The organism is Clostridium sp. DMHC 10, from assembly GCF_001270375.1.
Taxonomy (GTDB): Bacteria; Bacillota; Clostridia; order Clostridiales; family Clostridiaceae; genus Clostridium_S; species Clostridium_S guangxiense.
Map to the genome: position 1 here is coordinate 2,582,722 of NZ_LGVB01000015.1, position 22,309 is coordinate 2,605,030.

Genomic DNA, 22,309 nt, shown 5'->3' on the forward strand with positions numbered 1-22,309 from the left:
CATTACATTTTCCATGACAACAGAAATTTTTATAAATAAAAAGAGGCATGTATCACAATTTTAAAAATTGCTAATGCAAAAGCCTCTTTAAATAATTTTAGTAAACTTTTTACAAATTATAAAATTTCTAAATTTCTTTTTATTAGTTCCTTTCTTTGTTTTACACAATCACTTGAACGAAGTGGATCAGAAGGAGTATTAAATGCGTAATCTAAAAGTCTATCAACAGTTGATACTGCCACATGAGTTCTTGTGTCTGATGAAGCATAATAAATGTATACATCACCATTTTCTTTAACTATTGCACCATTTGTAAACACAACATTTGAAACATCTCCAACTCTTTCTTCACCTTGTGGTGCTATAAAAAATCCACCTGGAGCTGCTATAACCTTTGTAAGATCTTTCAAGTCTGTTACAAAAACATATATTACATATCTAAGTCCTGCTGCTGTATTCCTTACTCCATGTGCAATGTGAAGCCACCCTTTTTCTGTCTTTATTGGAACACAACCTGCTCCATTCTTAACTTCCGTTATAGTGTGATATTGCCTTGGGCTTATTACAATTTCCTTGTCTACCACAGCATGTTCTATATCGTCGCACAAGCCGAAGCATATTCCACTTCCGCTTCCTGCATCTATGAAATCATCCATAGGCCTAGTATAAAAAGCATACTTTCCATCAACGAATTCAGGATGAAGAACTACATTTCTTTGCTGTGGAGATACTGTCTTTAAGTTAGGAAGTCTTTCCCATGTTTTAAGATCTTTAGTTCTAACTATTGCTGCTGATGCAACAGCTGATGATAAATCTCCTGCTGGTGCATTTGGATCTTTCTTTTCTGAACAGAACACTCCATATATCCATCCATCTTCATGTTTAGTAAGTCTCATATCATATACATTTGTTTCATCAGGATCTGTATCCGGAAGTTCTATTGGATAATCCCAAAATCTAAAGTTATCAACCCCTGTATCACTTTCAGCTACTGCAAAGAAAGATTTTCTGTCATTCCCTTCAACTCTTGCAACTAAATAAAATTTGCCATTAAGCTCAATTGCTCCTGCATTAAATACACAGTTAACACCAATTCTCTCCATTAGATATGGATTTGTCTTTTCATTTAAATCATATTTCCATATAAGAGGTGCATGTGCTCCTGTAAGAACAGGATATTTAAATCTGTTATATATACCATTTCCATCTTTTATTTCTACATTTTTTCTAGTAATCAATGCTTCATAACTGTCCGTTAACTTTTTTAATCTCTCTTTAAATAATTCCTTTTCCATTATTGATTCCTCCATTTTACTTTTTTACATAATAAAGATAGCCCTACTCTAAATCAAGTCTTTTTATAACCTCCAAACAAGCTCTACTATTATGGTATGGGCATTTCCATGGATCAACTTTCATCAATTTATCGTGGTCGTTGTTTTTACCCCTTGCCATCCAGAACCACTCTCCATTTTTTTTATCAATAATATGTTCATCTATAAAATTCCACATATTATAGGATGCTTCAAGAAAGTATTCCTTTCCCGTAAGCTGATATGCATTTAAATATCCTATAACTGCTTCTGCCTGCGGCCACCAATGCTTGTCTCTATCGAAATCTCCATTTTCATGTTTTTCATTCAAAAGGCCACCATCACTGTCCACAGCTTCTTTATAAGACACTTCTGCCATATTAATGGAAACTTTTTTAACTCTTTCTAAAATCTCCTTATCGCCAAGAACTTCTGCTGCTTCGAATAAAAGCCAGCTTCCTTCTATATCATGTCCATATGATACCGTTCCTGTTTTAGAGTTCCACTTTTCATCAAAAAACAATTTAAAATGCCAAGTGTTATTGTCTATAATATACTTAATTGTGTCATCTATAAGTTCTCTAAATTTATTTTCAAAATTTTTATCTCTCCATACTCTGTATAAGTTTGTATACGCCTCTAAAATATGTAAATGAGTATTCATAGATTTCTTCTCGTTCATATCTTTATCACTTAAACGAAGATCGTCTTCAAGCTTCCATCCTCTCGTATAAGCTTCAAAATATCCACCGTTTTCTCTATCATAGCTATACTTCTCTATTAATTCATAAATTTTTTTTTTGCCTTCTTTAATGCATCTTCTTCCTTAGTCGCCTTATAATATTCTGTCAAAGCATATATTGCAAAAGCCTCTGCGTATATCTGTTTTCTAGTTGCAATAGGATTTCCTTTATAATCTACCATCCAATACACACCTAAATACTCTTTATCCCAAAAATTATTTATAATATACTCATATGCTCTATTAGCTATTTTTAAATACTTTTTATCTTTGAATTTAATGTATGACGCAGAATATGCCCACAAAATTCTTGAACACAATATGGACCCCTTAGGTGCCTTCTTATGTATTTCAAGTTCATTAGTTATTTCACCATAAAAGCCTCCAAATTCATTATCTACATCGTATTTGATCCAAAATGGAAGTATGTCCTTTAAAAGCTCATCTTCAACCTTTCTGTTAAATATCCCTTTTAAGTTATCTGTATCCATTTATTTCAACTCCCTCGTGTAATTTTATTAGAAATCGTATTCATACTTAGTAAATCTAACTTATCATCTTTAGTATATTAAATAACTTTTTCTTTTAAAATTACAATAATTCAGTTTTGTTAACATAAATTCAGACCATTAACTTTATAACTTAAATTTCACATGTAAAAAAGATTTTATAAGCTTTCGGTGCTATGCTCTTTTTTGTAACTCGTTTATATTTCAACTTTTCTAATTAGCTATATTCAATTTAATAGTTGAATATATTCCTTGGGTGATACCCCAACTACTTTTTTAAATGCTCTGCTAAAAGATACTGGCTCCTTATATCCAACCATCTCTGCTATTTCATATATCTTCAATTTATTTTCTTTTAATAACTCCCTTGATGCATTTATTCTAGTTTCAATCAAGTACTCTATAAAATTTTCTCCAACTTCATTTTTAAAAAGCTCACTAAAATAGTTAGAATTTAAATACACATGATTCGCAACTTCTTTTAGAGTTATTTCTTCTTTATAATTATCTTGTATATATTTTTTAGCCTTCTCTATTATTTTTGTTCCACGTTCATGCCTAAGCTTGTCTATTTCCTCAGCTGCATATTGAAGTTTGGTAATAAAATAATCTTTTAATTCATCATAAGTATTTATTTCCTGTATATAATAAATTATATTTTTATCAGCGCCTTCAATTTTATCTGAAATATATTGAAAATCACTAATATTGCTGCTAATTCTTACTATAACATTTAGTAATAACTTTCTAAACTTATCTGGATCTAATTTTTTTTCATAAACAAATTTCATAAACTTTTCAACTGAAATCTTTACTTTAATTTTATTGCATAGCTCAACTTCACTTAATATAGAGCTTACAAGCATTTCCACCATTTTATAGTCAAATTCATGTAAAAAAATCGTTTCTTTACTGTAAACATATGTATGATTCTTTCCATAATAAAATCTACTTTTTAAAGCAGTCTCTGCTTGAATATATCCATCTCCAACTTTATGTAGATCATCGAATTTTTTACTTATTCCTATAGATATGGTGCTGTCAATCTTCTTGCTCACTTTGTCCCTAATTTCATTTAAAGCATTATCAAGCATTAAATAATTGAAATAAGCATTGCTATCGTACGAAGAAAATAAAACTACAATTCTATCATCTATTTTGCAAACTATAATGTGAATTTTCTCTAAATCTTTAAGCAAATTGTATACCACGGATTTTGCATTATTTAAATATATAATTTCATTTTTTTCATCTTGATGTTTCTTAAAAAAATCATCAACATCTATTATCACAAGATAGAAGCTACCTTTAGTTAAAATATTTAACTCACTAGCCCTCTCATTGAAATACTTATCACTAATATATTCATCCTTTAAAATTTCATTCAAAAACTTTTTCTTTTAGAAAACTTGTACTTTCCTTTATCCTATTTTTATATTTTTCTTCCTTTTCCTTTTCATACGTTTCATTCTCTATATCTTCTTTAATTTTCTCAAGTAATTGGAACAATATCTTATTATCTATCGGCTTTAATATATAATCTACAGCTCCATTTTTAAAAGTTTCCCTTATAAACTTATAGTCATCAAACCCACTTAAAACTATAGATCTTGTTTTTAGTGATAACTTTTTTATATTATTTATAAGTTCAATTCCATCCATAACTGGCATTTTAATGTCTGTGACGAGTATGTCCGGCTTAAGTTCTTTAATTTTTTCAAGTGCTGCTGAACCATTAGCTGCTTCCCCAACAATCTTAAACTCTTTCATATTGTTGTCAATAATCTTTACAAGCCCTTTACGTATTATTCTATCATCATCAGCTATAAAAACACTAAGCATTTAATCAATTCCCCCCATAATTACTTAATTTTTCAACTGAGTAATATATTTTTTATCATTTTGCACTGTGTTATAATTAATTATAAACATTAATTTTAAGAGGTCATGTCATGCAAAATTATTTTTTAAAATTTATTTACACATTAAAACACACTAAATTTAAAGATTTACCTATAGTTTATAAATTAGGCATATGTTTTTTGTGCGTATTTACATTTATGTTTGCATTATCCATAGTTAATTTTATTTATTACAAAAATGATAAAAACAACACAACTCTCTCAACTGTTAGCCAAATGAATTCTCAAACTACATCAGAAATTGATTCGGATTTACGAAACATGATAGATGTAACCAAATTACCTATTTTTTATTATAATTCATTGCAATCATATTCATCAAATAACTATGGTAATCCTCCATCTAATAAAAATGGTACTTACATTAACACTTATAGTCCCATATACAACATGATAGATAATATTTTCTTTTTAAAGGAAAATTTGCATTCTGTTTTTATATTTAATTCTAATGGAGAAAATTACTATAAACTTAGAAGTTCATCCTTATATGCTCCATTTGATCCTAGTAAAAAAAATATGGTACTCAAAAACTATAAAGAATTTTGGTTCTCCTGTAATAATTCCTACATATATTCTATCAAATGTATCTGAAGTTAAGGGAAATAAATCTTACATATATGGAGTTTCACGGGCAATAATAGATATTGATAATTCAAAAATGGTAGGAATAGTTTTAGTTAACGGAAACATCGAAACTTTGCAAAACATATTAAAAAAATCAATTATATATAAAAATCAAAGAATTATTCTCACTAATAGTAAAGGCTACATAATATGTGACACAAAATCATCTGAAATAACAAAAAGTTTAACCAAAAATCAATACAACAATTTAATATCTTCATCAAAAAATAATTCTAATCACTCAAAGCTTAATGGTGTAGATTGTTTAATAACTTCTTCCTCATCAACTCTTTCTGATTGGAAAATAATAAATATTATACCTGTAAATGAACTAAACAGAAACATAAATTTAATGAAATGTAGAACTTATTTTATAACATTTACTTTTATTTCTATTGCATTAATTTTAATTGCAATTATTGCAAAACAAATTGTTAATCCCATAAAAAAACTTTCTAGCGCAATGAAAGTGGTTGAAAATGGGCATTTTGATGTAAAGATAAATGTTACTACTAAAGATGAAATAGGTAATTTGTCTAAATCCTTTAACTCAATGACCCAAAAAATAAAAAATTTGATTAAAGAAGTTTATACAAACAAATTAGCTCAAAAAGATTTAGAATTAAAAATGCTTCAAAATCAAATAAATCCTCATTTTATATACAACACCATAGAATCAATACATATGATGGCAGAAATAAATGATGACAATGAAACAGCAAAAATGGCTATAAATTTAGGAAAAATATTGCGATACGGCTTAAGTAATAGCAATAAAAAAGTTACCGTTTTAGATGAAATAAATAATTTAAAATCTTATATAATGCTTCAAGAAATGCGTTACGATAATATAGAAAAAATAGATATTGATATAGAACCAATACTATTTTCTGCCGAAATAATGAAATTAACCTTTCAGCCTATAGTTGAAAATTCATTATACCACGGTTTAAACTCATGTGAAAGTGGAGGAATAATAAAAGTAATTGGAAGAAAATTTCAAAATAACATGGAGTTTGAAATAGCCGATAATGGAATTGGCATGAATATTGATCAACTTGATTCATTAAATGGTTATATAAATAATCTAAATAATGATTTTACAAGTATAGGATTAAAAAATGTAAATCAGCGAATAAAACTCCACTATGGCAATAACTATGGTATTAAAATATCGAGCAATCCCAAATGTCGGTACTACCGTAAAAATATCCCTTCCCTTCAAAAAAAGCAGCAAAACAGAATAACTTATATAAATTCATGCTACCAAACCATAATTTCTCTTATCGCATTTTCAAGTTTTTTAGCCATAATTTCATGAGTTTTTATGCTTGGATGCCCACTTACCCCGCATCCATCTCTTTCCTTATTCTGCATTTCAAATTCAAGAAAAGATACAAAATCTTGATTTCTAGCATAAAAATATCTTAAAATTTTATTATTTATACACTTCTTTATAACTCTTAATGCCTCGCCTTCCATTAAAGGTCCAACAGTACATATTACTTTTGCCTTCCTATAATTAGAGTGAATTCTTTTTATAAAGTTTATATAAGCTTCATTAAACTTATCTATATTAGGTATAGAACCAAATCTAAAATCATTTGTGCCTAAATTAATTACCACTACCTGGGGGATCCAACTTGTAAAATCCCATTTTATATCCTTTTTAGGTACAACCATGGAATATCTTGATGGTACAGTCTGTGAGGTATCTCCATCATAACTTTGCATAACTCCAAACCCTGAGCATCCAATTATTATTGTTTCAGCATCTAGGTTTCTTCCTAGCATAGCGCCATATGATAAATATCCATTGTCCATGCTTGGAATATATTCAACGCTTTCATCTTTTCCTTCATTGCCAAATCCACAAGTTATAGAATCTCCTATTATTTCTATTCTCCTCTCTAAATGCTCTGACACGGGAAGAAGTTTTCCATCATCAAAATCAAATCCCAAAAACTTTACATAACCAATATTAAACTCATTTCTTTTTATTATTTTTATTTCATGAACTCCCTTAGATAAATTAGTTGCCAAAGCAAACACTCCACCTTTGCTCACATCAAGCGAATTCATTATAACTTTATTATCTAATACGACAGTAAAATAATTTGGACCAAAAGACTGAAATTTTGCCAAAAACTTTTGTCCCTATAAATTTAGCAACTATAGTAGAACATGACCAACCAAAAACAGGTCCATCCGACTCTGAAAAATCAAATCTTCCAATATACTCCATGCCCGGTTCCCCATCACTTACCATAGGATTGTTAACAAAATTATTCATACTGAAAGCACTTCCTTATCTTATATCATATATACTTTTTATGCATAATTCACTTTTCAACATATTGACCGATATTTTATTAGATAAAGTATCCTTATTTAAAATAATACTCTTAATTTCTTCACCTGAAATATCAAAATAATTATCACTAAATCTACAATCCGTATCTCTCAAATTTAAGCATACATATTTTACAAAATTTTCACTTTTAATATTAATTATAAAATACTTATCCTTTTCTAATATTGAAAATTCAATTTGTGGTTTTAAAAATATAAAATATTTGGGCTTTGTAAATAATATGTTTTCTGAGCTTAATACTTCTCCATCCGAAACAACTTCACATTCAAGATAATTTCTCCTAATATCTACATTTTCATTTATGTTTAAAGTTTTAACTAATACTGAGGTAAGTGGAGAAACTTGAATTTCCTCACTGCCTTCATTTAAAATCCTCCTTCCATTATCTCTTATTTTCCAATTAACTTTAGCATTTAATGCACTTCTCTTTTCATTTACAACATATATCTGTGCCTTATCTTCACAAATATCAGCAGATATCAAAACAGGATTAAAAAACTTTTTAGCAAAATAATGCAGTGCTTTCCATCTTCCATAATAATCTATGCTTGACCAAGATGCAGTTGGCCAGCAATCATTTAACTGCCAATATATAGTTCCCATACACTGACCTCTGTTTCTTCTCCAATGCTCAACTCCAAATTTTATTGCCTCTGCCTGCATTATTTGAGATTCATACACAAAATTCTCCAAAGTCCATGGATATTTTAAATATTCAGATATATAATAAACCATCTTTCCATTTCCACCATCGCATTTCTGATGACTCTCCATAACATAAGAAAATGGATTTCTATCCTCTTTAAGAGTATAGCTTTCAACAGTTTTTATATCAGGCATAGCTTCAAATCCAAATTCAGATACAAATCTAAAATAATACTTTTTAAAATCTATAAATGGTTTAAGACCATGCCATACGTCCCAATAATGATTATCTCCCATATTATCTTTATCAAGGTTCTCAAAGTTTCCACCTTTAGAAGGGGATGAAGGCCAATAAAATGTATCTGGATCAAATCTGCTTACAACCCCTGGAATAACCTTTTCATACTGTTTTATGTATTCTTCAAAGGTTGTTTTTCTAACCTCTATTCCCCAAAACTTTATGGCACTTTCATTTTCATTATTTCCACACCATATTCCAAGACATGCATGATGTCTTATCCTTTTAACATTGTCTTCAACTTCTTTAGCTATATTTTCTTCAAACTCACTGCTCATCTCATAGTCAGCACAAGCAAACATAAAATCTTGCCAAACTACAAGTCCATACTCATCACAAAGCTCATAAAAATAATTATCTGGATATATTCCGCCTCCCCAAACTCTTATACAGTTCATATTTGCTTCTATACAATCTTCTATGAGTTTTCGAGTTTTTTCCTTGCTGCATCTTGCAAGTATATTATCTTCTGGTATATAGTCAGCTCCCATTGCAAATATTGATACGCCATTTACATTAAATTCAAAAGACTCACCCCATTTATCTTTTTCTTTTCTTATTTTTATCTTTCTAAGTCCTATTTTATACTCTTTGAAGTCCTCTTCTGAATTTAAAATTACTTGAACCTTATAAAGCGGTTGATTTCCATAACCTGACGGCCACCAAAGCTGCGGATTTTCAACGCATATATTAATATTGCTCTCTACTCCACTCACATTTTCCAATTTTTCAATAACCTTATTATCAGGTGAAATTATTTTAATCTTGAGTTTGCTGTTTTCTTGAAGTTCTTGAGATGTTTGTATACTTATTTTTAAATCTACCTTTCCATCATGATGCTGCTGCCTTATATATACATCTTCTATTCTTCCAGTTTTAATTCCTATTAAATAAATATCTCTCCATATTCCCATATCAGGAACCTGAGGACCCCAATCCCAGCCAAACATATAATGACCTTTTCTTATGTATGGGAATCCCTTCATTGCATTTGCTCCCCATATACGTTTTTCATTATATTTTTTAGCTATATAATTTACAGGTGAATAAAATATTATCTTTATTTTATTATTTCCTTCCACAAGTAAATCTTTAACATTAAACTCAAATATTCTGTGCATATTATTAGTGTTTGCTAAAAACTTATCATTTATTAATATCTTTGCCATAGTATCAATGCCATCACAATGAAGTAAAATTTTATTACATTTTAAAAACTCATTATTTACTTGAAACTCTCTTTCATATTCATAATCACACTTAAATGCTTCAAGAACTTTCTTTTCATTATCACGATAATACGGATCTTCTATCCGTCCATTATTACTTAAATCACTATATACAGAACCAGGTACAACTGCATTTAGCCATTTTTCTTCCGTAGTTTTCTTCATTCTCCATTTTCCGTTTAAATTTAAATTCTTCATAATTTCCTCCAAATATCAGAATTCGCCTATTTTATGACACCTGCAAATATAAGCCTAAAGTTTGTTCCTTTAGAAAAGCATAAAATGCAGAGTTCCTATTAAAGATACAGCAGTGTATGACTATATAATAAAAAAAGAATCAGAGGGTAAGGCAAAGAAACAAGCTAAAATAGCAGGACTAAATAAATTTTTGAGAATATATTATGCTAGGGTTTTAGAAGTTTTAAAAAACTAAAAGACATAAAAATAGGGCACTTTAAAAAATCTTCTGTAAGAAGGTTTTATTAAAGTTACCCTATTTTCTTAAAAAATTTCTTTGAAATTTTTTAAGAAAAACACTTGACTTTGCTTAGCAGGTTTGAGCATTTTTTCAGCGAGTTATTGAAATATCTTAGGATTTTATGATTTTTGAGCCTTAGATTTATAGGAGTTATTATTAAAAGTACTTTTATTTTATTCTAGAAGGATAATGGGATTACATCCCAAACCTCGCGTATGTGTATGTGACGAAGCATTGTTACTTCGCAATATTTTTAAATTATAAATGTGAACCTGTCTCCTATGCAGAGCTGCTGACAGAGGTTAGTGATAGTGTTGTCTGCATTGTGTATGACACTATTAATTCGTAAAAGTGGATATCCCCTAGAAATTCCTAATGTTTTAGCTTCTTTAGTATCTGCAAATACAATGTCTAGTGTTTTCCGGGAATGATCTAAAATTATATTGTGTTGTTCCAAAATCCCATATAAAGATGTATCGGTTAAATTTTCTCCAAATAAAAATGAAAAGGATTCGGGAAATTTATTCAATTCTAATAATACTGGTTTGCCATTTGCATAACGTACACGCTCTAATACCAGTATTTTTTCATCTTTATTAAGTGACATTTGCTGTATATCTTTTTCAGACGGCTCTTCAAGGGCAATCTTTATAATTTTAGCGCCCGGAATTGCATTCATCATTTTACACATTTCAGAAAAACCTAAAACACCGTTTGTTATGCCACGCTGAAGTTTTTTTCAGCAACAAAGGTACCTTTTCCTGACTTGCGCTCCAAATATCCTGATTCGGATAGTTCGGCAAGAGCCTTGCGGACGGTAACGCGGCTTACATTATAAGCTTTGCTTAATTCATTTTCTGTTGGAAGACGACTTCCAGCAGGTCTTTTACCACTATCTATTTCTTGCTGCAGCTTTTTTTCTAATTGTTTGTACAAAAGGTGTAGCAATTGTATTATTTAGTTCCATATATGACCTCCATACGAATACCTAATTGCAATTATGTATTTATTATAATACAAAGACAAAGCAATGTATATACCGTATACTAATAAAAAATAAAATTTTCCATTGACACAATGTATTACATTGTATTATAGTTTATATAGAGACAAATAAATACAATAACGTAAAGGAGAATGAGTAAAATGGATTATTCTAGCAAAGATATTAAAAATATTATTTCTGAAATTCTTGAGAAAAAGAAAGCAAAGGGCGGAGTAAAAAGTATTTATTTTGTAGGATGTGGAGGATCTTTGGGAGCTCTTTATCCAGCAAAAACTTTTATGGAAAAAGAATGTACTTCAATTAGATCTGCATGGATTAGCAGTAATGAATTCGTTCACAGTACACCAAAAGATTTTGGAGAAAATTCAATAATATGTTTAGCATGTCATAAGGGAAATACACCAGAAACAATTGCGGCTGCAAAGCTTGGTAAAGAAATGGGAGCGGCTGTTATTATTCTAACATGGCTTAAGGAATCAGAAATCATCGAATTTGGTGATTATATTATTCGTTATACCTTTGATGCTAGTCCAGATCATCTTAAAGGAGATATTGACTATTCAGGTGAAAAGACAATATGTGCCCTTTTGGTTGCAGTAGAGCTTTTAGCTCAGACAGAAGGATATGGAAATTATGATAAATTCTATGAAGGCATTGGAATGATTAGCAATATCATAAAAAAGTGCTCGTAAGCATGTTGGAGAGAGAGCAGAGGAATTCGCTGAGAAATATAAAGATGATTCAGTTATTTATACTATGGGAAGTGGTGCAGGTTATGGAGCTGCCTACATGGAAAGTATATGCATTTTCATGGAAATGCAATGGCTTGATTCTAGCAGCATCCATACTGGTGAATATTTCCACGGGCCTTTTGAAATTACCGATGCAAACCGTCCGTTTATGATTCAGATTTCTGAGGGTTCAACACGTGATTTAGATGAAAGAGCTCTTAAATTCTTAAATGCTTATGCAAAACGTATAGAAGTATTAGATGCTAAAGAACTTGGTCTTTCTACAATTGATGCAGCTGTTGTTGATTATTTTAATCATTCATTGTTCAATAATGTGTATCCTATATACAACCATGCACTTGCAACAAAACGTGAGCATCCTTTAGCAACACGTCGTTATATGTGGAAAGTGGAATATTAATATTAAAGCGGTAAATATTTACTTGAGACAATTGTGAAATCACTATGCGTATAAATAAAAGTATTATTCAAAATACTTTTATTTATACTGTGAAAATATGAAGGTTCTAGTTACGGTACAGTTTTTTATTTAGAGATGTTAAAAACGATTGCATGCGAATAGGGAGCAATAAGTAATGGCTTTAATGTATGCATTAAGTAAACGTTAAAATACAATTGACAAAAACACATATAGGGTATACTATTGTATTAGATACAAAACAATACATTATAATACAAATCAATACACAAGAAAGCTGAATTGATTTTGTACTACTAGGAATGTGCGCACCATTCTTAAATAATAATATTTTGTTATAACAAAGGATAAGAAAATAAGATTAACATTGAGGAGGATAAATCTATGTTTTGGGTAGAGTTAGTAATCGTTCTTGCTATTATTTTTATAGGTGTACGAATAGGGGGTACATTTTTGGCAATGGCTGGTGGACTTGGAATGTTAATTATGACATTTGGTTTACATGTAGCACCAGCTGATCCGCCTATTACAGTAATTTTGATTATGATTGCAGTTATTTGTGCGGCAGCTACAATGCAGGCATGCGGAGGATTGGATTTTTTAGTTAAGATAGCAGAGAAGATACTTCGTAAAAATCCTAAGATGCTTACAATTTTAGCACCAGTTATTGCTTACATTTTTACGTTTATGAGTGGAACAGGTCATATTGTATACAGCTTGCTTCCAGTTATTAATGAAATTGCTATTGATACAGGAATTCGTCCAGAACGTCCAATTTCAGCATCTATTGTTTCATCACAGCAGGCTATCACAGCATGTCCAATTTCAGCAGCTACTGTAGCGGTATTGGCATTTATGTCTAAATCACACTACACTTCGGTTAATATTTTTACGTTACTTATTGTCTGCATTCCAGCAACTTTAGTTGGAACCGTTTTATGTGCATTATCAGTGTTAAAGAAAGGAAAAGAATTAGCAGATGATCCTGAATTTCAAGCTCGTGTAGCTGAAGGAAAGATTCAAGATTTTTCCAAAGTAGAAAGAGATGAAAAACCTGCTACTAAAGAAGCAAAGATTTCTGTAGCAATCTTTTTAATTGCAATGGTTAGCATTGTATTTTTAGGAGCAGAAAGTAAGCTTCTTCCAGTATTCGCACATAATACAAAATTACCACTTACAACTGTAATTCAAATTTTCATGCTTACAGCTGCAGCTGTTACAGTTCTTTTAACTAAACTTGATAGCGGAAAAGTTTTAGAACAGCCAGTATTCACCACAGGAATGTTTGCAGTAGTATTAGCCTTTGGTCTTTGTTGGTTAGTAAATACCTTTATTGGTGATCAAGCTTCTTTTATTACTAAGAATATGTCTGTATTAACAAATAAATATCCATGGATTTATATAATAGCAGTTTTTGTAGTTGGTGCAATTACTACCAGTCAATCTTCTACAACAATGATTATGGTACCGATTGGTATTGCATTAGGTCTTCCAGTTAATATCATTATCGCAGGTTGGCTTGCTTGCAGTTCAAATTACTTTATTCCAGCATCTGGACAGTGTGTTGCAGCAATCGCATTTGATTCTGCTGGAACTACAAAAATCGGTAAATATGTATTGAATCATAGTTATATGCTTCCGGGATTGGTATGTACAATAGCATCTGTAGTAGTGGCTTTGGCACTTGGTGCAATCGTTTTTTAGTGTAGTATAAATATAATTTAATTATATCATAAAATTTAAGATATGGTATAAGAAGATAGAGGAGGCTATGTATATGAAATTTGTGCCTATGAGTTATCATTATTTGCGTTACCCAATAGAAAAATTTCTTGATAAGGTAGAAAGATCTCCATTTGATAGTATTGATCTTTATTGTTCAGCGCCGCAATTAAATATTTTTGACTATTCACTTGGAAAACTAATTGAACTAGATAGAAATATTAGAAGAAGAAAACTAAATGTAATGGCAATTACACCTGAAAACTGCACATATCCTGTTAACTTTTGTACACCAGATATTATTACAAGAGAATCAAGTATTCGTTATTATCAGAGAGCAATAGATACAGCTGAATTTTTAGGATGCAGCAATGTTCAAATTAGTACAGGTTTTGGATATTTTGATCAGCCAAGAGATGAAGCGTGGAAGTATTGTCAGGAGTCATTAGCTCAGGTTATAGCTTACTGTGAAAGAAAAAACATTAGATTAATCCTTGAGGAATTAAAAGCAACAACGACTAATGTGTTGATTTCAAGTAAGGATATTGCAAATATGATTCGTGAAATCGATTCCCAGAATATTGTAGGATGATAGATTTAGATCAGATGACATATGCAGGGAGACAGTTGACGATTATTTTGATAATCTTGGCGAAAAAGTTCAGCATATTCATTTTAATGATAGAGGGCATACGGTACCAGGAGATGGAGATTTTCCAATGAAAGAATATTATAGCGCACTCAAAAGAAGAGGTTATACAGGAAATGTTTCTTTTGAAATTTGTGACAGAAGATATTATTGTGATCCTGATAAGGCTATTGATGATATTGTTTCTTGGATGAAAGAGAATACAAATGAATTAGAGTAGATTTACTAGTTTCTCTTTTGAATAATTTAAATACTGCTATAGAAGGAGAAGAAAAATGAAGAATTATAAAATTGTTGCTATTGGCGATAACGTCTGTGATAAATACCTTTCAAGAGGAAAGATGTATCCGGGAGGACAGTGTGTTAATACTTGTGTATATGGAAAAATGAATGGAGCGGAGACAGCATACCTTGGAAAGTATGGAAATGATGAAGTGGCAGAATGTGTACAAAGTACATTGAAACAGATAGGAATTGATGATAGCCATTGCCGTCATTATGAAGGAGAAAATGGATTTGCTTTAGTTACTTTGAAAAATGCTGATCGTGTCTTCCTTGGTTCCAACAAAGGTGGTATTGCTAAAGAGCATTCTTATAATTTTGATGAAAACGATTTTCAATACATTAAAAAATTTAACTTGATTTATACAAATTTAAATAGTTATATTGAAAATAATTTGAAGGAGCTTCATGCAACAGGAGTACCAATTGCGTATGATTTTTCTATGAGATGGACAGATGAATATCTTTTGAAAGTATGTCCATATATTGATGTGGCAATCCTATCATGTGCTCATTTGACAGCGGAAGAACGAGAAAAAGAGATGAAGAAAGTTCAGAATTATGGAGTGAAAATAGTCCTTGGAACAATAGGTGAAGATGGATCATATGTACTTTATGATGGTGAGTTCTTGTATACCTCTGCTGTTATGGCTGCGAATATTATTGATACAATGGGTGCAGGAGATTCATATTTTTCAGCTTTTCTTTGCTCGCTTTTACAGACCTCCGAAACAGGAAAATTAGTTGAAGGGACAAAAGAAAACATGAAGATAAGATTAGAAAGTGCTATGAAAAGCGGAGCAATATTTGCAGCTAATGTGTGCGGCATGGAAGGTGCATTTGGCTACGGAGTTCCAATCCAAGGAAAAACTGAAATATAAAAATATAGATTTAGAAAAGGAGAAGTGAAAAATGAAACCAAATATATATGAGAATAATGAAGAAGGAATACTTTGTGTATACAAAAATGAAAAATGGCTTGTTTCTATTAAAAATTGGAAGCCAGATAATGATATTGAGGGAATAGCTCATTTGGAAATACATCACTCAACGGATGAACAGTTTATTTTGTCAGCTGGAAAAGCAATATTAATTACTGCAGAAAGAGAAAATGATAAATTTAAGATTGAACTAACTTTAATGGAAAAAGGAAAAGTGTATAATGTTCCTGCAGAGTGCTGGTTCTACTCTATCACACAGAAAGATACAAAAATGATGTATGTGCAAGATTCAAATTGCTCTATGGATAATAGTGACTTTTGTGACTTGTCTAAAAAAGAAATTGAATATATTCAAACTAATGCTCGTAAACTTTTTGAGAAATAGGCGAGGGGATTATGAACAAGAGATTTGTTTTGTTTGATTTTGATGGGGTGATTGTAAATACAGAGGAAAGTAATGCAAGATACTTTGAAAAGGCATTAGCTTCATTTGGTATTTACCTATCAGAAGAGGACAAGCATAAACTAATTGGAACAAAGGATAGTGAAAATGTAATCCGATTGCTTTCAAGAGCTCCTAAAAAGGTTACATTTGAAGAATTGCAACTAAAGAGAAAAGAAGTAGGAAACACGTATGAAAATGGTGATATTTCTCCTATGCCAGGTTTAATATCGTTAATTGAAAATTTCCGAGAAAAAGGCTTGAAAATAGGAATTGTATCTTCTACTTCTACACGACTAATTATTATTGCATTAAATCGTATGAAAATGATGAATTTATTTGATGTTATTATCTGCGGTGATATGTGTACAAAAGGCAAGCCAGATCCAGAAGGCTATAAAAAAGCAATGTCGCTATTAAAAGCAAAGCCAGAAGAATGTATTGTATTTGAAGATTCTAAAGTGGGAATCCATGCTGGAAAAATAGCAGGGGCTCAGGTTGTTGCATATAAGGGATCAGGAATTCCACAAAATGTTGAGGAAGCAGATTTTGCAATTGATTCCTATGAAGATTGTAAAAAAATTTTGGATGAAATAACTATATAGATAAATGTATTTTACAGACCTTTTGGAAAGTAACCAAGAGGTCTGTTTATTTTTGCGTTGATACCAAATTGAAAGTTTGAATTAATGATGTTAGGATAATATGCATATGCGAAAAACAGAGTATATGATTTTATAGACAGACAACCTGAAAGGTTAAAATAGTCAATGTTATAATTTTACAAGTAATATTTTAGATGCCTTAATCAGTTGACAATGGACAGAGGACAATTGACAGTTAAGGATGATTTACCTTTCGCTTTTCTCAGATAAATCTTTAATTATAACTAATGATGTTCAGCTTTGCTGAACTAAATAAATAGGAAGTTTTAAAAAATTGGCGTCAGCATTAAGTTTAAGACTTTCTGTAGCAAAGTGGAAGAAGGTCAACCTTCACTGTCCTCTGTGAATTGTACTCTGTACTCTCAGTAAAATACTAGATTTGAAAGATAACCTTGGTATTAGTCATTTCAAAACTTCCAAGTTGTCTATCTATAAGTAACATCTATAATGTGAAAAGTGTGGATAACCTTTGATTAAAAATGAGAAGCTGTGAATATTTATTGCGAAAAGCATGGAGGGATATAAATGCTAACATAAGATTGTAGGAAAATGATCATATAAGAATGTATGAAAAATAGCCTAGATAAGTTATAATTACCAAAAAGACAAAGGAAAAATTGTGAGGTAATTATGATTATAAAAACAAATGTTTATTCAGAAATTGAAATTAGTACTTTAGAAGATCTTCATAAGTTAAATCCAATTATGGAGGTAAATAATTTGAAAGTTAATAAGAGTGAAATTGCAAGAGAGCTTGGTGTAGATCCTCGAACCGTAGGAAAATACTTAAATGGATATATAAAACCTACAACTAGAAATAGAAAATCTAAAATTGATGAATTTGAACCTATAATTAAGGAACTTCTTAGTGATAAGTCCCCTCAAGTATTCTATTACAAGCGCGTTTTATGGCAATATTTAACCGATAATCATAATCTAGATTGCGCTCAATCTTCTTTCAGAAGATATATATCGGGGAAGCCAGAATTTAATAATTATTTTAAAGATAGAAAGAATGGACACATTTCAAATAGTTCTAATATGAGATATGAAACAGCAAAAGGGCATCAAGCACAATTGGATTGGAAGGAAAGTATTGATTTTCTATTATCTACTGGTGAGACGATCACAATTAACATTTTTGTTTTGTTAATGTCATATTCAAGATTTAGGATTTATAGACTTTCTATTGATAAGACACAAGATATTTTGTTATCGTTTCTTAATGAATCTTTTGAAATATTGGGTGGTGTACCTAATGAATTATTAACAGATAATATGAAAACTGTAATGGACGCACCTAGAACACAATATTCTAAGGGAAAGGTAAACAATAAATTTCAACAGTTTGCAGATGATTACGGTTTTGTTGTCCGTCCCTGCATAGCAGGAAGACCGAACACAAAAGCTAAAGTAGAAGCACCAATGAAATTACTTGATGAAATTAGAGCTTACAATGGCACATTAAATTTTGAAGAATTGCATGAACTTGTAGCAAAACTTAACAATAGAGTTAATAGTTCATGTCATACAACTACAGGGAAAATTCCTATATTACACTTGGAAAAAGAAAAAGATTTCCTATTTGAGCTTCCTAAAGAGCAAATAAGAAATCACTACAATATTATCACAACAAGTGTTAAAGTTAATCTCCAAAGCATGATTTCATACAAATCAAATCAATATTCTGTACCACCAGAATATATAGGGAAAAAACTTAAACTACAAGTATATGATAATCAACTACATTTGCATTATAACACAAAATTAGTTACTATTCACGAAATAAAAAATCAAAAGTTGAATTATCATTATGAACATTATTTGGGTATTAGCTCATTAACATTTACTAATTCTAAATTAGATATGAATGAGATTGCTAAAAACAACTTAAATTTGATTGGAGAGATATATAATAATGAATAGTACTTATACACAACTTATTAAAAATTTAGAATATTTAAAAATGAAGCAGATGATAAACCATCTAGATGAGGTTATTGATTTTACTACAAAGAATAATCTATCGTTTGTAGATAGTCTGATAAAACTGTCAACACATGAAATAGATTTTAAGGAAGCAAATATGATTCGTTCAATGGTTAAAGTAGGGGCATTCCCTCATACTAAGGAAATCAAAGATTTTGATTTTACATTTCAACCAAGTATAAATAAAGACCAAATATTAGATTTTGCTTCATTGAGATTTCTTGAATCTCAAGAAAACATTGTATTTTTAGGTCCCAGTGGTGTTGGTAAAACACATTTAGCTACATCTATAGGAATCGCTGCCGCGAAGCGAAGATACAGTACATACTTTATTAAGTGTAACGACCTTATACAGCAATTGAAAAGGGCTAATTTGGAGAATAGGCTTGATGCCAGGCTTAGGCATTTCAGTAAATATAAAGTCTTAATAATAGACGAATTAGGATATCTCCCAATAGACAAAGAAGATTCAAAGTTATTTTTTCAACTTATTGATATGAGATATGAAAAAAAAGAGTACAATATTGACTACAAATATAAATTTTAATTCTTGGGATGAAATCTTTTATGATTCTGTTATTGCAAATGCAATTTTAGATAGAGTTCTTCATCATGCTCATGTAGTTTCTATTGTCGGAAATTCATACAGGCTTAAAGATCATATAAAGCAGGAAGAACACTAAAACCTACAGCCTTAAATGATCAAAAAGTTACATTTTAATCTTGACATTTATAGAGGGATATTATGATATTTAAAAGCCTAGAAACAGAAAGACTAATTCTTAAAAATATAGCTGTGGAGGATAGAGAGTTTATATTCAGCCAGTTTTCAGACCCTGTAGTGACTAAATATTTATTTGACAGGGAGCCTTTAACTGATATAGGGGGAGCAGACGAAATACTTGAACTTTACTTATCACAGCCGGAACCACATTTACATCACAGATGGATTTTGGTGAGAAAAACCGATGGAATAAAAATGGGTACATGTGGAATTCACAGATGGGATCAAAAAACTGGTACTGCTGAAGTGGGGTACGACCTTAAAGAGGAATTTTGGGGAAAAGGTTATATGCAGGAGGCCATTAAAGAAATCATTGAATTTGCTATAGAGAATATGAATATAAAAGCGATAAGCGCATGTATTTATGTAGATAACGAAAAATCAAAACATCTTGCAGAAAAGCTTGGTTTTGTTTTGTCTGGTTCAACTTATGAAGCATTTAGAGACAAGGAATATCCACATAATGTATACACGCTTTATGTAGGAAAATAACAGGCTGTGGATATTTTTAAAAATTGAATTATTATATAAGTAAATTAATATTATATTTTAGAAAGGTAGTAACGTTAAGCTTAAAAATGAAAAAATAGAATGACTATTATGAAAAACAATTCACAAATTAATAGCGCAGTATCATATAAATGAATTGAGAAATTAAATTTATTTCTAAAGATAAAATTTGCAAAGGAGTAATTGTTATGGCTATAATTGTTCCTCCTATAATTCATAGAGGAAATCCTGTTGGAGTTTTATATAGAAATCCCGGATTAGGTCATAGCACATGTAACCAAAGTGATAGATGCCTATATTCAAACAATCAAGGTGCGTGCTATTGTGTTCATAATGGAGTTTTTTATGCTGCTTTGTATAGGAGAAATGGAGTATACCATTATTATAGCAGCATAAATCCAGCACATGGTACTCTTGTTCAGGTGATTTTAAGGCATTGGAGATTTAGAACAGGAACAACCACACCTTGTCTTGAAAACCTTGCAATTGGAATGATTGCAGAAGTAAGAAGAACTCAGCCTATACCATCTCCTTCTAATTTAGGTTGTGTTATGCATCCGGCTTCTGGTTCCCTTATTGCTAGGACTGGTACCCCGGTAGGTGTTTATTTTAACGAAGGAGCAGGGCGCGATATTAAAAATGGAGTTTTCCTGTACTGGACAAATGGAGTTAATAGATATTGTAGACTTTATAGTAATGACAAGCCAGTTAGCGTTAGATATGCCCATTGGATTATAGTTGCAAGTGGTAATGGAGTAGCTATGCGGCTTACTGGAAGAACAAGAACAGGCATAATAAGAGTGCTGCGAGTTTCTACAAGCCAAACTATTCCTACACCATGTAGTTAAAATAACTTTTATAAGGGGTAGAGTGAAGAAAGCTCTACTCCTTTAATTCAACCAAATACTTTATATCTAAATTATATATTTTTAAAAAGAGTTTTTTATAGCAATTACTAGGTTTAACTATAACTTTAATGGATGGCGATATTAAAATATTAAATTGGAGGTTTTTATATTGTTTTAATTGATATAATATAAAGATAAACCATTTGCAAGTGAGTGATTATATGAACATTAGTATTAAAAGGAATAGTAAAATTTCTGTATATATTCAAATTAAAAATCAAATAAGGGATATGATTTATTCTAAAATGCTGCCCAAAGCTTATGTGCTGCCATCAGAAAGAGAACTTGCAAAAACCTTGGAGGTCAATAGAAGCACAGTAGTTAAAGCCTATCAAGAGCTTAAGGCAGACGGACTTATTGCTTCGGAAATTAAAAAGTTAATGATAAACAGAGAAGTTAGGGTATCAACCGAGAATATAATGGTTACATCAGGCTCTCAGCAGGGGTTAGATTTGATTGTAAGAACTTTTGTAAATCCTGATGATGTAATTTTAGTGGAAGAGCCTACTTTCTTTGGAGCACTTCAATTATTTCAAATGTTAAAAGCCAAAGTTATAGGTGTTCCTCTTGATGAAAATGGAATCAGGCTTGATGTACTAGAATATTTAATAAAAAAATTTAATCCTAAATTCATATATACCATTCCAAACTTTCAAAATTCAACTGGAATTACTATGAGTTTGAAAAGAAGATATGAGCTTATAAAAGCTATTGAAAAGTATGGTATCCCTGTAATTGAAGATGATCCTTATGGAGAAATAAGATATGAGGGTGAAGAACTGCCACCGTTAAAAGCACTGGATAAAAATAATTATGTTATATATTTAAGTACATTTTCAAAGACTATATCACTAGGTTTGAGAGTTGGATGGATAGCTGCGCCGGAGAGGGTAATAAATAAATTAAGTTTATTTAAATAGCTAACTGATTTACATGTAAATACCTTAAGTCAGTACATGGTGTGCGAGTTTTTGAGACAAGGCTACTATGAAAAACATATTAAAAAAATAAGAAGTGAATACAGGTTAAAAAGGGATTTAATGATTAAAGAATTGAATAATAATTTTGAAAAAATACAATTCTATAAGCCTCAAGGTGGATTTT

At 30.6% G+C, this 22,309-nt stretch carries 24 protein-coding genes and 1 pseudogene; 15 read left to right on the top strand and 10 right to left on the bottom strand.

The window, feature by feature from the left end; translation table 11 throughout:
* Positions 1-116: 116 nt before the first annotated feature.
* From AGR56_RS14465 to AGR56_RS14480, 5 genes are all read right to left on the bottom strand, one after another.
* On the bottom strand, positions 117-1,295 hold the full coding sequence (locus tag AGR56_RS14465; protein WP_053242820.1) for a glycoside hydrolase family 130 protein: 1,179 nt from the start codon (positions 1,293-1,295) through the stop codon (positions 117-119).
* Between the two features lie 43 nt (positions 1,296-1,338).
* On the bottom strand, positions 1,339-1,995 hold the full coding sequence (locus AGR56_RS22940) for an AGE family epimerase/isomerase (RefSeq protein ID WP_278279646.1): 657 nt from the start codon (positions 1,993-1,995) through the stop codon (positions 1,339-1,341).
* Positions 1,996-2,093: 98 nt separating this feature from the next.
* Positions 2,094-2,546, bottom strand: a complete 453-nt coding sequence (locus tag AGR56_RS22945; protein ID WP_278279647.1) for an AGE family epimerase/isomerase — start codon at positions 2,544-2,546, stop codon at positions 2,094-2,096.
* 245 nt (positions 2,547-2,791) lie between these two features.
* Positions 2,792-3,952 carry a helix-turn-helix domain-containing protein gene (locus tag AGR56_RS14475; protein WP_053242821.1) on the bottom strand — a complete coding sequence of 387 codons (1,161 nt, stop codon included), beginning with the start codon at positions 3,950-3,952 and terminating at the stop codon, positions 2,792-2,794.
* Positions 3,945-4,406 (bottom strand): response regulator, encoded by a 462-nt coding sequence (locus tag AGR56_RS14480; protein WP_053242822.1) that lies wholly within the window; start codon positions 4,404-4,406, stop codon positions 3,945-3,947. Before AGR56_RS14480 ends, AGR56_RS14475 begins: the two co-directional genes overlap by 8 nt.
* A 531-nt stretch (positions 4,407-4,937) precedes the next feature.
* Between AGR56_RS14480 and AGR56_RS14490 the strand changes: the two genes are divergently transcribed.
* A complete protein-coding gene (locus AGR56_RS14490) occupies positions 4,938-6,434 on the top strand; it encodes a histidine kinase (RefSeq protein ID WP_084757049.1) in 1,497 nt (498 codons plus the stop codon).
* Here AGR56_RS14490 and AGR56_RS14495 read toward each other — a convergent pair.
* From AGR56_RS14495 to AGR56_RS14505, 3 genes are read right to left on the bottom strand one after another with little or no spacing between them, the layout of a single operon-like run.
* Positions 6,377-7,258 carry an SGNH/GDSL hydrolase family protein gene (locus AGR56_RS14495; RefSeq protein WP_084757050.1) on the bottom strand — a complete coding sequence of 294 codons (882 nt, stop codon included), beginning with the start codon at positions 7,256-7,258 and terminating at the stop codon, positions 6,377-6,379. The genes AGR56_RS14490 and AGR56_RS14495 overlap by 58 nt on opposite strands.
* Positions 7,206-7,406: a hypothetical protein gene (locus AGR56_RS22950; protein ID WP_053242826.1), complete on the bottom strand. Its 201-nt coding sequence runs from the start codon at positions 7,404-7,406 to the stop codon at positions 7,206-7,208. The genes AGR56_RS14495 and AGR56_RS22950 overlap by 53 nt, the downstream gene beginning before the upstream one ends.
* Before the next feature lie 15 nt (positions 7,407-7,421).
* Positions 7,422-9,857: a glycoside hydrolase family 2 protein gene (locus AGR56_RS14505; RefSeq protein ID WP_053242827.1), complete on the bottom strand. Its 2,436-nt coding sequence runs from the start codon at positions 9,855-9,857 to the stop codon at positions 7,422-7,424.
* Between the two features lie 112 nt (positions 9,858-9,969).
* Between AGR56_RS14505 and AGR56_RS20395 the strand changes: the two genes are divergently transcribed.
* Positions 9,970-10,092, top strand: a complete 123-nt coding sequence (locus tag AGR56_RS20395) for a hypothetical protein (RefSeq protein WP_347460485.1) — start codon at positions 9,970-9,972, stop codon at positions 10,090-10,092.
* A 298-nt stretch (positions 10,093-10,390) separates the two neighbouring features.
* Here the strand turns inward: AGR56_RS20395 and AGR56_RS22115 are convergent, their stop codons facing one another.
* Together AGR56_RS22115 and AGR56_RS22120 are read right to left on the bottom strand one after the other, a co-directional pair.
* On the bottom strand, positions 10,391-10,819 hold the full coding sequence (locus tag AGR56_RS22115; protein ID WP_242851468.1) for a UTRA domain-containing protein: 429 nt from the start codon (positions 10,817-10,819) through the stop codon (positions 10,391-10,393).
* Positions 10,820-10,854: 35 nt separating this feature from the next.
* Entirely contained in the window at positions 10,855-11,085 is a 231-nt protein-coding gene (locus tag AGR56_RS22120; protein ID WP_053242829.1) for a GntR family transcriptional regulator, read from the bottom strand.
* A 198-nt stretch (positions 11,086-11,283) separates the two neighbouring features.
* Here AGR56_RS22120 and AGR56_RS22955 point away from each other — a divergent pair, with 198 nt between their 5' ends.
* The 13 genes and pseudogenes from AGR56_RS22955 (at position 11,284) to AGR56_RS14575 (ending at position 22,125) form a co-directional block, all read left to right on the top strand.
* A complete protein-coding gene (locus AGR56_RS22955; protein ID WP_278279648.1) occupies positions 11,284-11,835 on the top strand; it encodes an SIS domain-containing protein in 552 nt (183 codons plus the stop codon).
* Positions 11,836-11,899: 64 nt separating this feature from the next.
* The gene (locus AGR56_RS22960) at positions 11,900-12,295 is read left to right on the top strand and encodes a hypothetical protein (protein ID WP_278279649.1); all 396 of its coding nucleotides are present in this window, start codon (positions 11,900-11,902) and stop codon (positions 12,293-12,295) included.
* 402 nt (positions 12,296-12,697) lie between these two features.
* Positions 12,698-14,017, top strand: a complete 1,320-nt coding sequence (locus AGR56_RS14530; protein WP_053242830.1) for an anaerobic C4-dicarboxylate transporter family protein — start codon at positions 12,698-12,700, stop codon at positions 14,015-14,017.
* 73 nt (positions 14,018-14,090) lie between these two features.
* Complete coding sequence (locus tag AGR56_RS14535; protein WP_278279650.1) at positions 14,091-14,627, top strand: sugar phosphate isomerase/epimerase family protein; 537 nt, start codon at positions 14,091-14,093, stop codon at positions 14,625-14,627.
* A gap of 76 nt (positions 14,628-14,703) precedes the next feature.
* On the top strand, positions 14,704-14,904 hold the full coding sequence (locus tag AGR56_RS22965) for a TIM barrel protein (RefSeq protein ID WP_278279706.1): 201 nt from the start codon (positions 14,704-14,706) through the stop codon (positions 14,902-14,904).
* Between the two features lie 55 nt (positions 14,905-14,959).
* Positions 14,960-15,847 (top strand): fructoselysine 6-kinase, encoded by an 888-nt coding sequence (locus tag AGR56_RS14540; RefSeq protein ID WP_053242831.1) that lies wholly within the window; start codon positions 14,960-14,962, stop codon positions 15,845-15,847.
* A gap of 31 nt (positions 15,848-15,878) precedes the next feature.
* Complete coding sequence (locus tag AGR56_RS14545; protein ID WP_053242832.1) at positions 15,879-16,292, top strand: hypothetical protein; 414 nt, start codon at positions 15,879-15,881, stop codon at positions 16,290-16,292.
* An 11-nt stretch (positions 16,293-16,303) separates the two neighbouring features.
* On the top strand, positions 16,304-16,954 hold the full coding sequence (locus AGR56_RS14550; RefSeq protein ID WP_053242833.1) for an HAD family phosphatase: 651 nt from the start codon (positions 16,304-16,306) through the stop codon (positions 16,952-16,954).
* Positions 16,955-17,644: 690 nt separating this feature from the next.
* Positions 17,645-18,940 carry an IS21 family transposase gene (istA, locus tag AGR56_RS14555; RefSeq protein ID WP_053242834.1) on the top strand — a complete coding sequence of 432 codons (1,296 nt, stop codon included), beginning with the start codon at positions 17,645-17,647 and terminating at the stop codon, positions 18,938-18,940.
* A pseudogene (gene istB, locus AGR56_RS14560) lies at positions 18,933-19,686 on the top strand (IS21-like element helper ATPase IstB). The gene istA and the pseudogene istB overlap by 8 nt, the downstream one beginning before the upstream one ends.
* A 62-nt stretch (positions 19,687-19,748) precedes the next feature.
* Positions 19,749-20,279 (top strand): GNAT family N-acetyltransferase, encoded by a 531-nt coding sequence (locus AGR56_RS14565; RefSeq protein WP_053242835.1) that lies wholly within the window; start codon positions 19,749-19,751, stop codon positions 20,277-20,279.
* A 206-nt stretch (positions 20,280-20,485) separates the two neighbouring features.
* A complete protein-coding gene (locus AGR56_RS14570; protein ID WP_053242836.1) occupies positions 20,486-21,145 on the top strand; it encodes a hypothetical protein in 660 nt (219 codons plus the stop codon).
* Between the two features lie 221 nt (positions 21,146-21,366).
* Positions 21,367-22,125 (top strand): PLP-dependent aminotransferase family protein, encoded by a 759-nt coding sequence (locus AGR56_RS14575; RefSeq protein ID WP_053242837.1) that lies wholly within the window; start codon positions 21,367-21,369, stop codon positions 22,123-22,125.
* Positions 22,126-22,309 lie beyond the last annotated feature (184 nt).

Bases quoted from the DNA above. Each gene is read 5' to 3' on its own strand.
- AGR56_RS22960 (WP_278279649.1), top strand. From the start codon at position 11,900: ATGGGAAGTGGTGCAGGTTATGGAGCTGCCTACATGGAAAGTATATGC.
- AGR56_RS14530 (WP_053242830.1), top strand. From the start codon at position 12,698: ATGTTTTGGGTAGAGTTAGTAATCGTTCTTGCTATTATTTTTATAGGT.
- AGR56_RS22940 (WP_278279646.1), bottom strand. From the start codon at position 1,995: ATGAACGAGAAGAAATCTATGAATACTCATTTACATATTTTAGAGGCG.
- AGR56_RS14505 (WP_053242827.1), bottom strand. From the start codon at position 9,857: ATGAAGAATTTAAATTTAAACGGAAAATGGAGAATGAAGAAAACTACG.
- istA (WP_053242834.1), top strand. From the start codon at position 17,645: ATGATTATAAAAACAAATGTTTATTCAGAAATTGAAATTAGTACTTTA.
- AGR56_RS22950 (WP_053242826.1), bottom strand. From the start codon at position 7,406: ATGAATAATTTTGTTAACAATCCTATGGTAAGTGATGGGGAACCGGGC.
- AGR56_RS14535 (WP_278279650.1), top strand. From the start codon at position 14,091: ATGAAATTTGTGCCTATGAGTTATCATTATTTGCGTTACCCAATAGAA.
- AGR56_RS14465 (WP_053242820.1), bottom strand. From the start codon at position 1,295: ATGGAAAAGGAATTATTTAAAGAGAGATTAAAAAAGTTAACGGACAGT.
- AGR56_RS14575 (WP_053242837.1), top strand. From the start codon at position 21,367: ATGAACATTAGTATTAAAAGGAATAGTAAAATTTCTGTATATATTCAA.
- AGR56_RS14570 (WP_053242836.1), top strand. From the start codon at position 20,486: ATGGCTATAATTGTTCCTCCTATAATTCATAGAGGAAATCCTGTTGGA.
- AGR56_RS14480 (WP_053242822.1), bottom strand. From the start codon at position 4,406: ATGCTTAGTGTTTTTATAGCTGATGATGATAGAATAATACGTAAAGGG.
- AGR56_RS14550 (WP_053242833.1), top strand. From the start codon at position 16,304: ATGAACAAGAGATTTGTTTTGTTTGATTTTGATGGGGTGATTGTAAAT.
- AGR56_RS14540 (WP_053242831.1), top strand. From the start codon at position 14,960: ATGAAGAATTATAAAATTGTTGCTATTGGCGATAACGTCTGTGATAAA.
- AGR56_RS14545 (WP_053242832.1), top strand. From the start codon at position 15,879: ATGAAACCAAATATATATGAGAATAATGAAGAAGGAATACTTTGTGTA.
- AGR56_RS14565 (WP_053242835.1), top strand. From the start codon at position 19,749: ATGATATTTAAAAGCCTAGAAACAGAAAGACTAATTCTTAAAAATATA.
- AGR56_RS22945 (WP_278279647.1), bottom strand. From the start codon at position 2,546: ATGGATACAGATAACTTAAAAGGGATATTTAACAGAAAGGTTGAAGAT.
- AGR56_RS22955 (WP_278279648.1), top strand. From the start codon at position 11,284: ATGGATTATTCTAGCAAAGATATTAAAAATATTATTTCTGAAATTCTT.
- AGR56_RS22115 (WP_242851468.1), bottom strand. From the start codon at position 10,819: ATGATGAATGCAATTCCGGGCGCTAAAATTATAAAGATTGCCCTTGAA.
- AGR56_RS14490 (WP_084757049.1), top strand. From the start codon at position 4,938: ATGGAGAAAATTACTATAAACTTAGAAGTTCATCCTTATATGCTCCAT.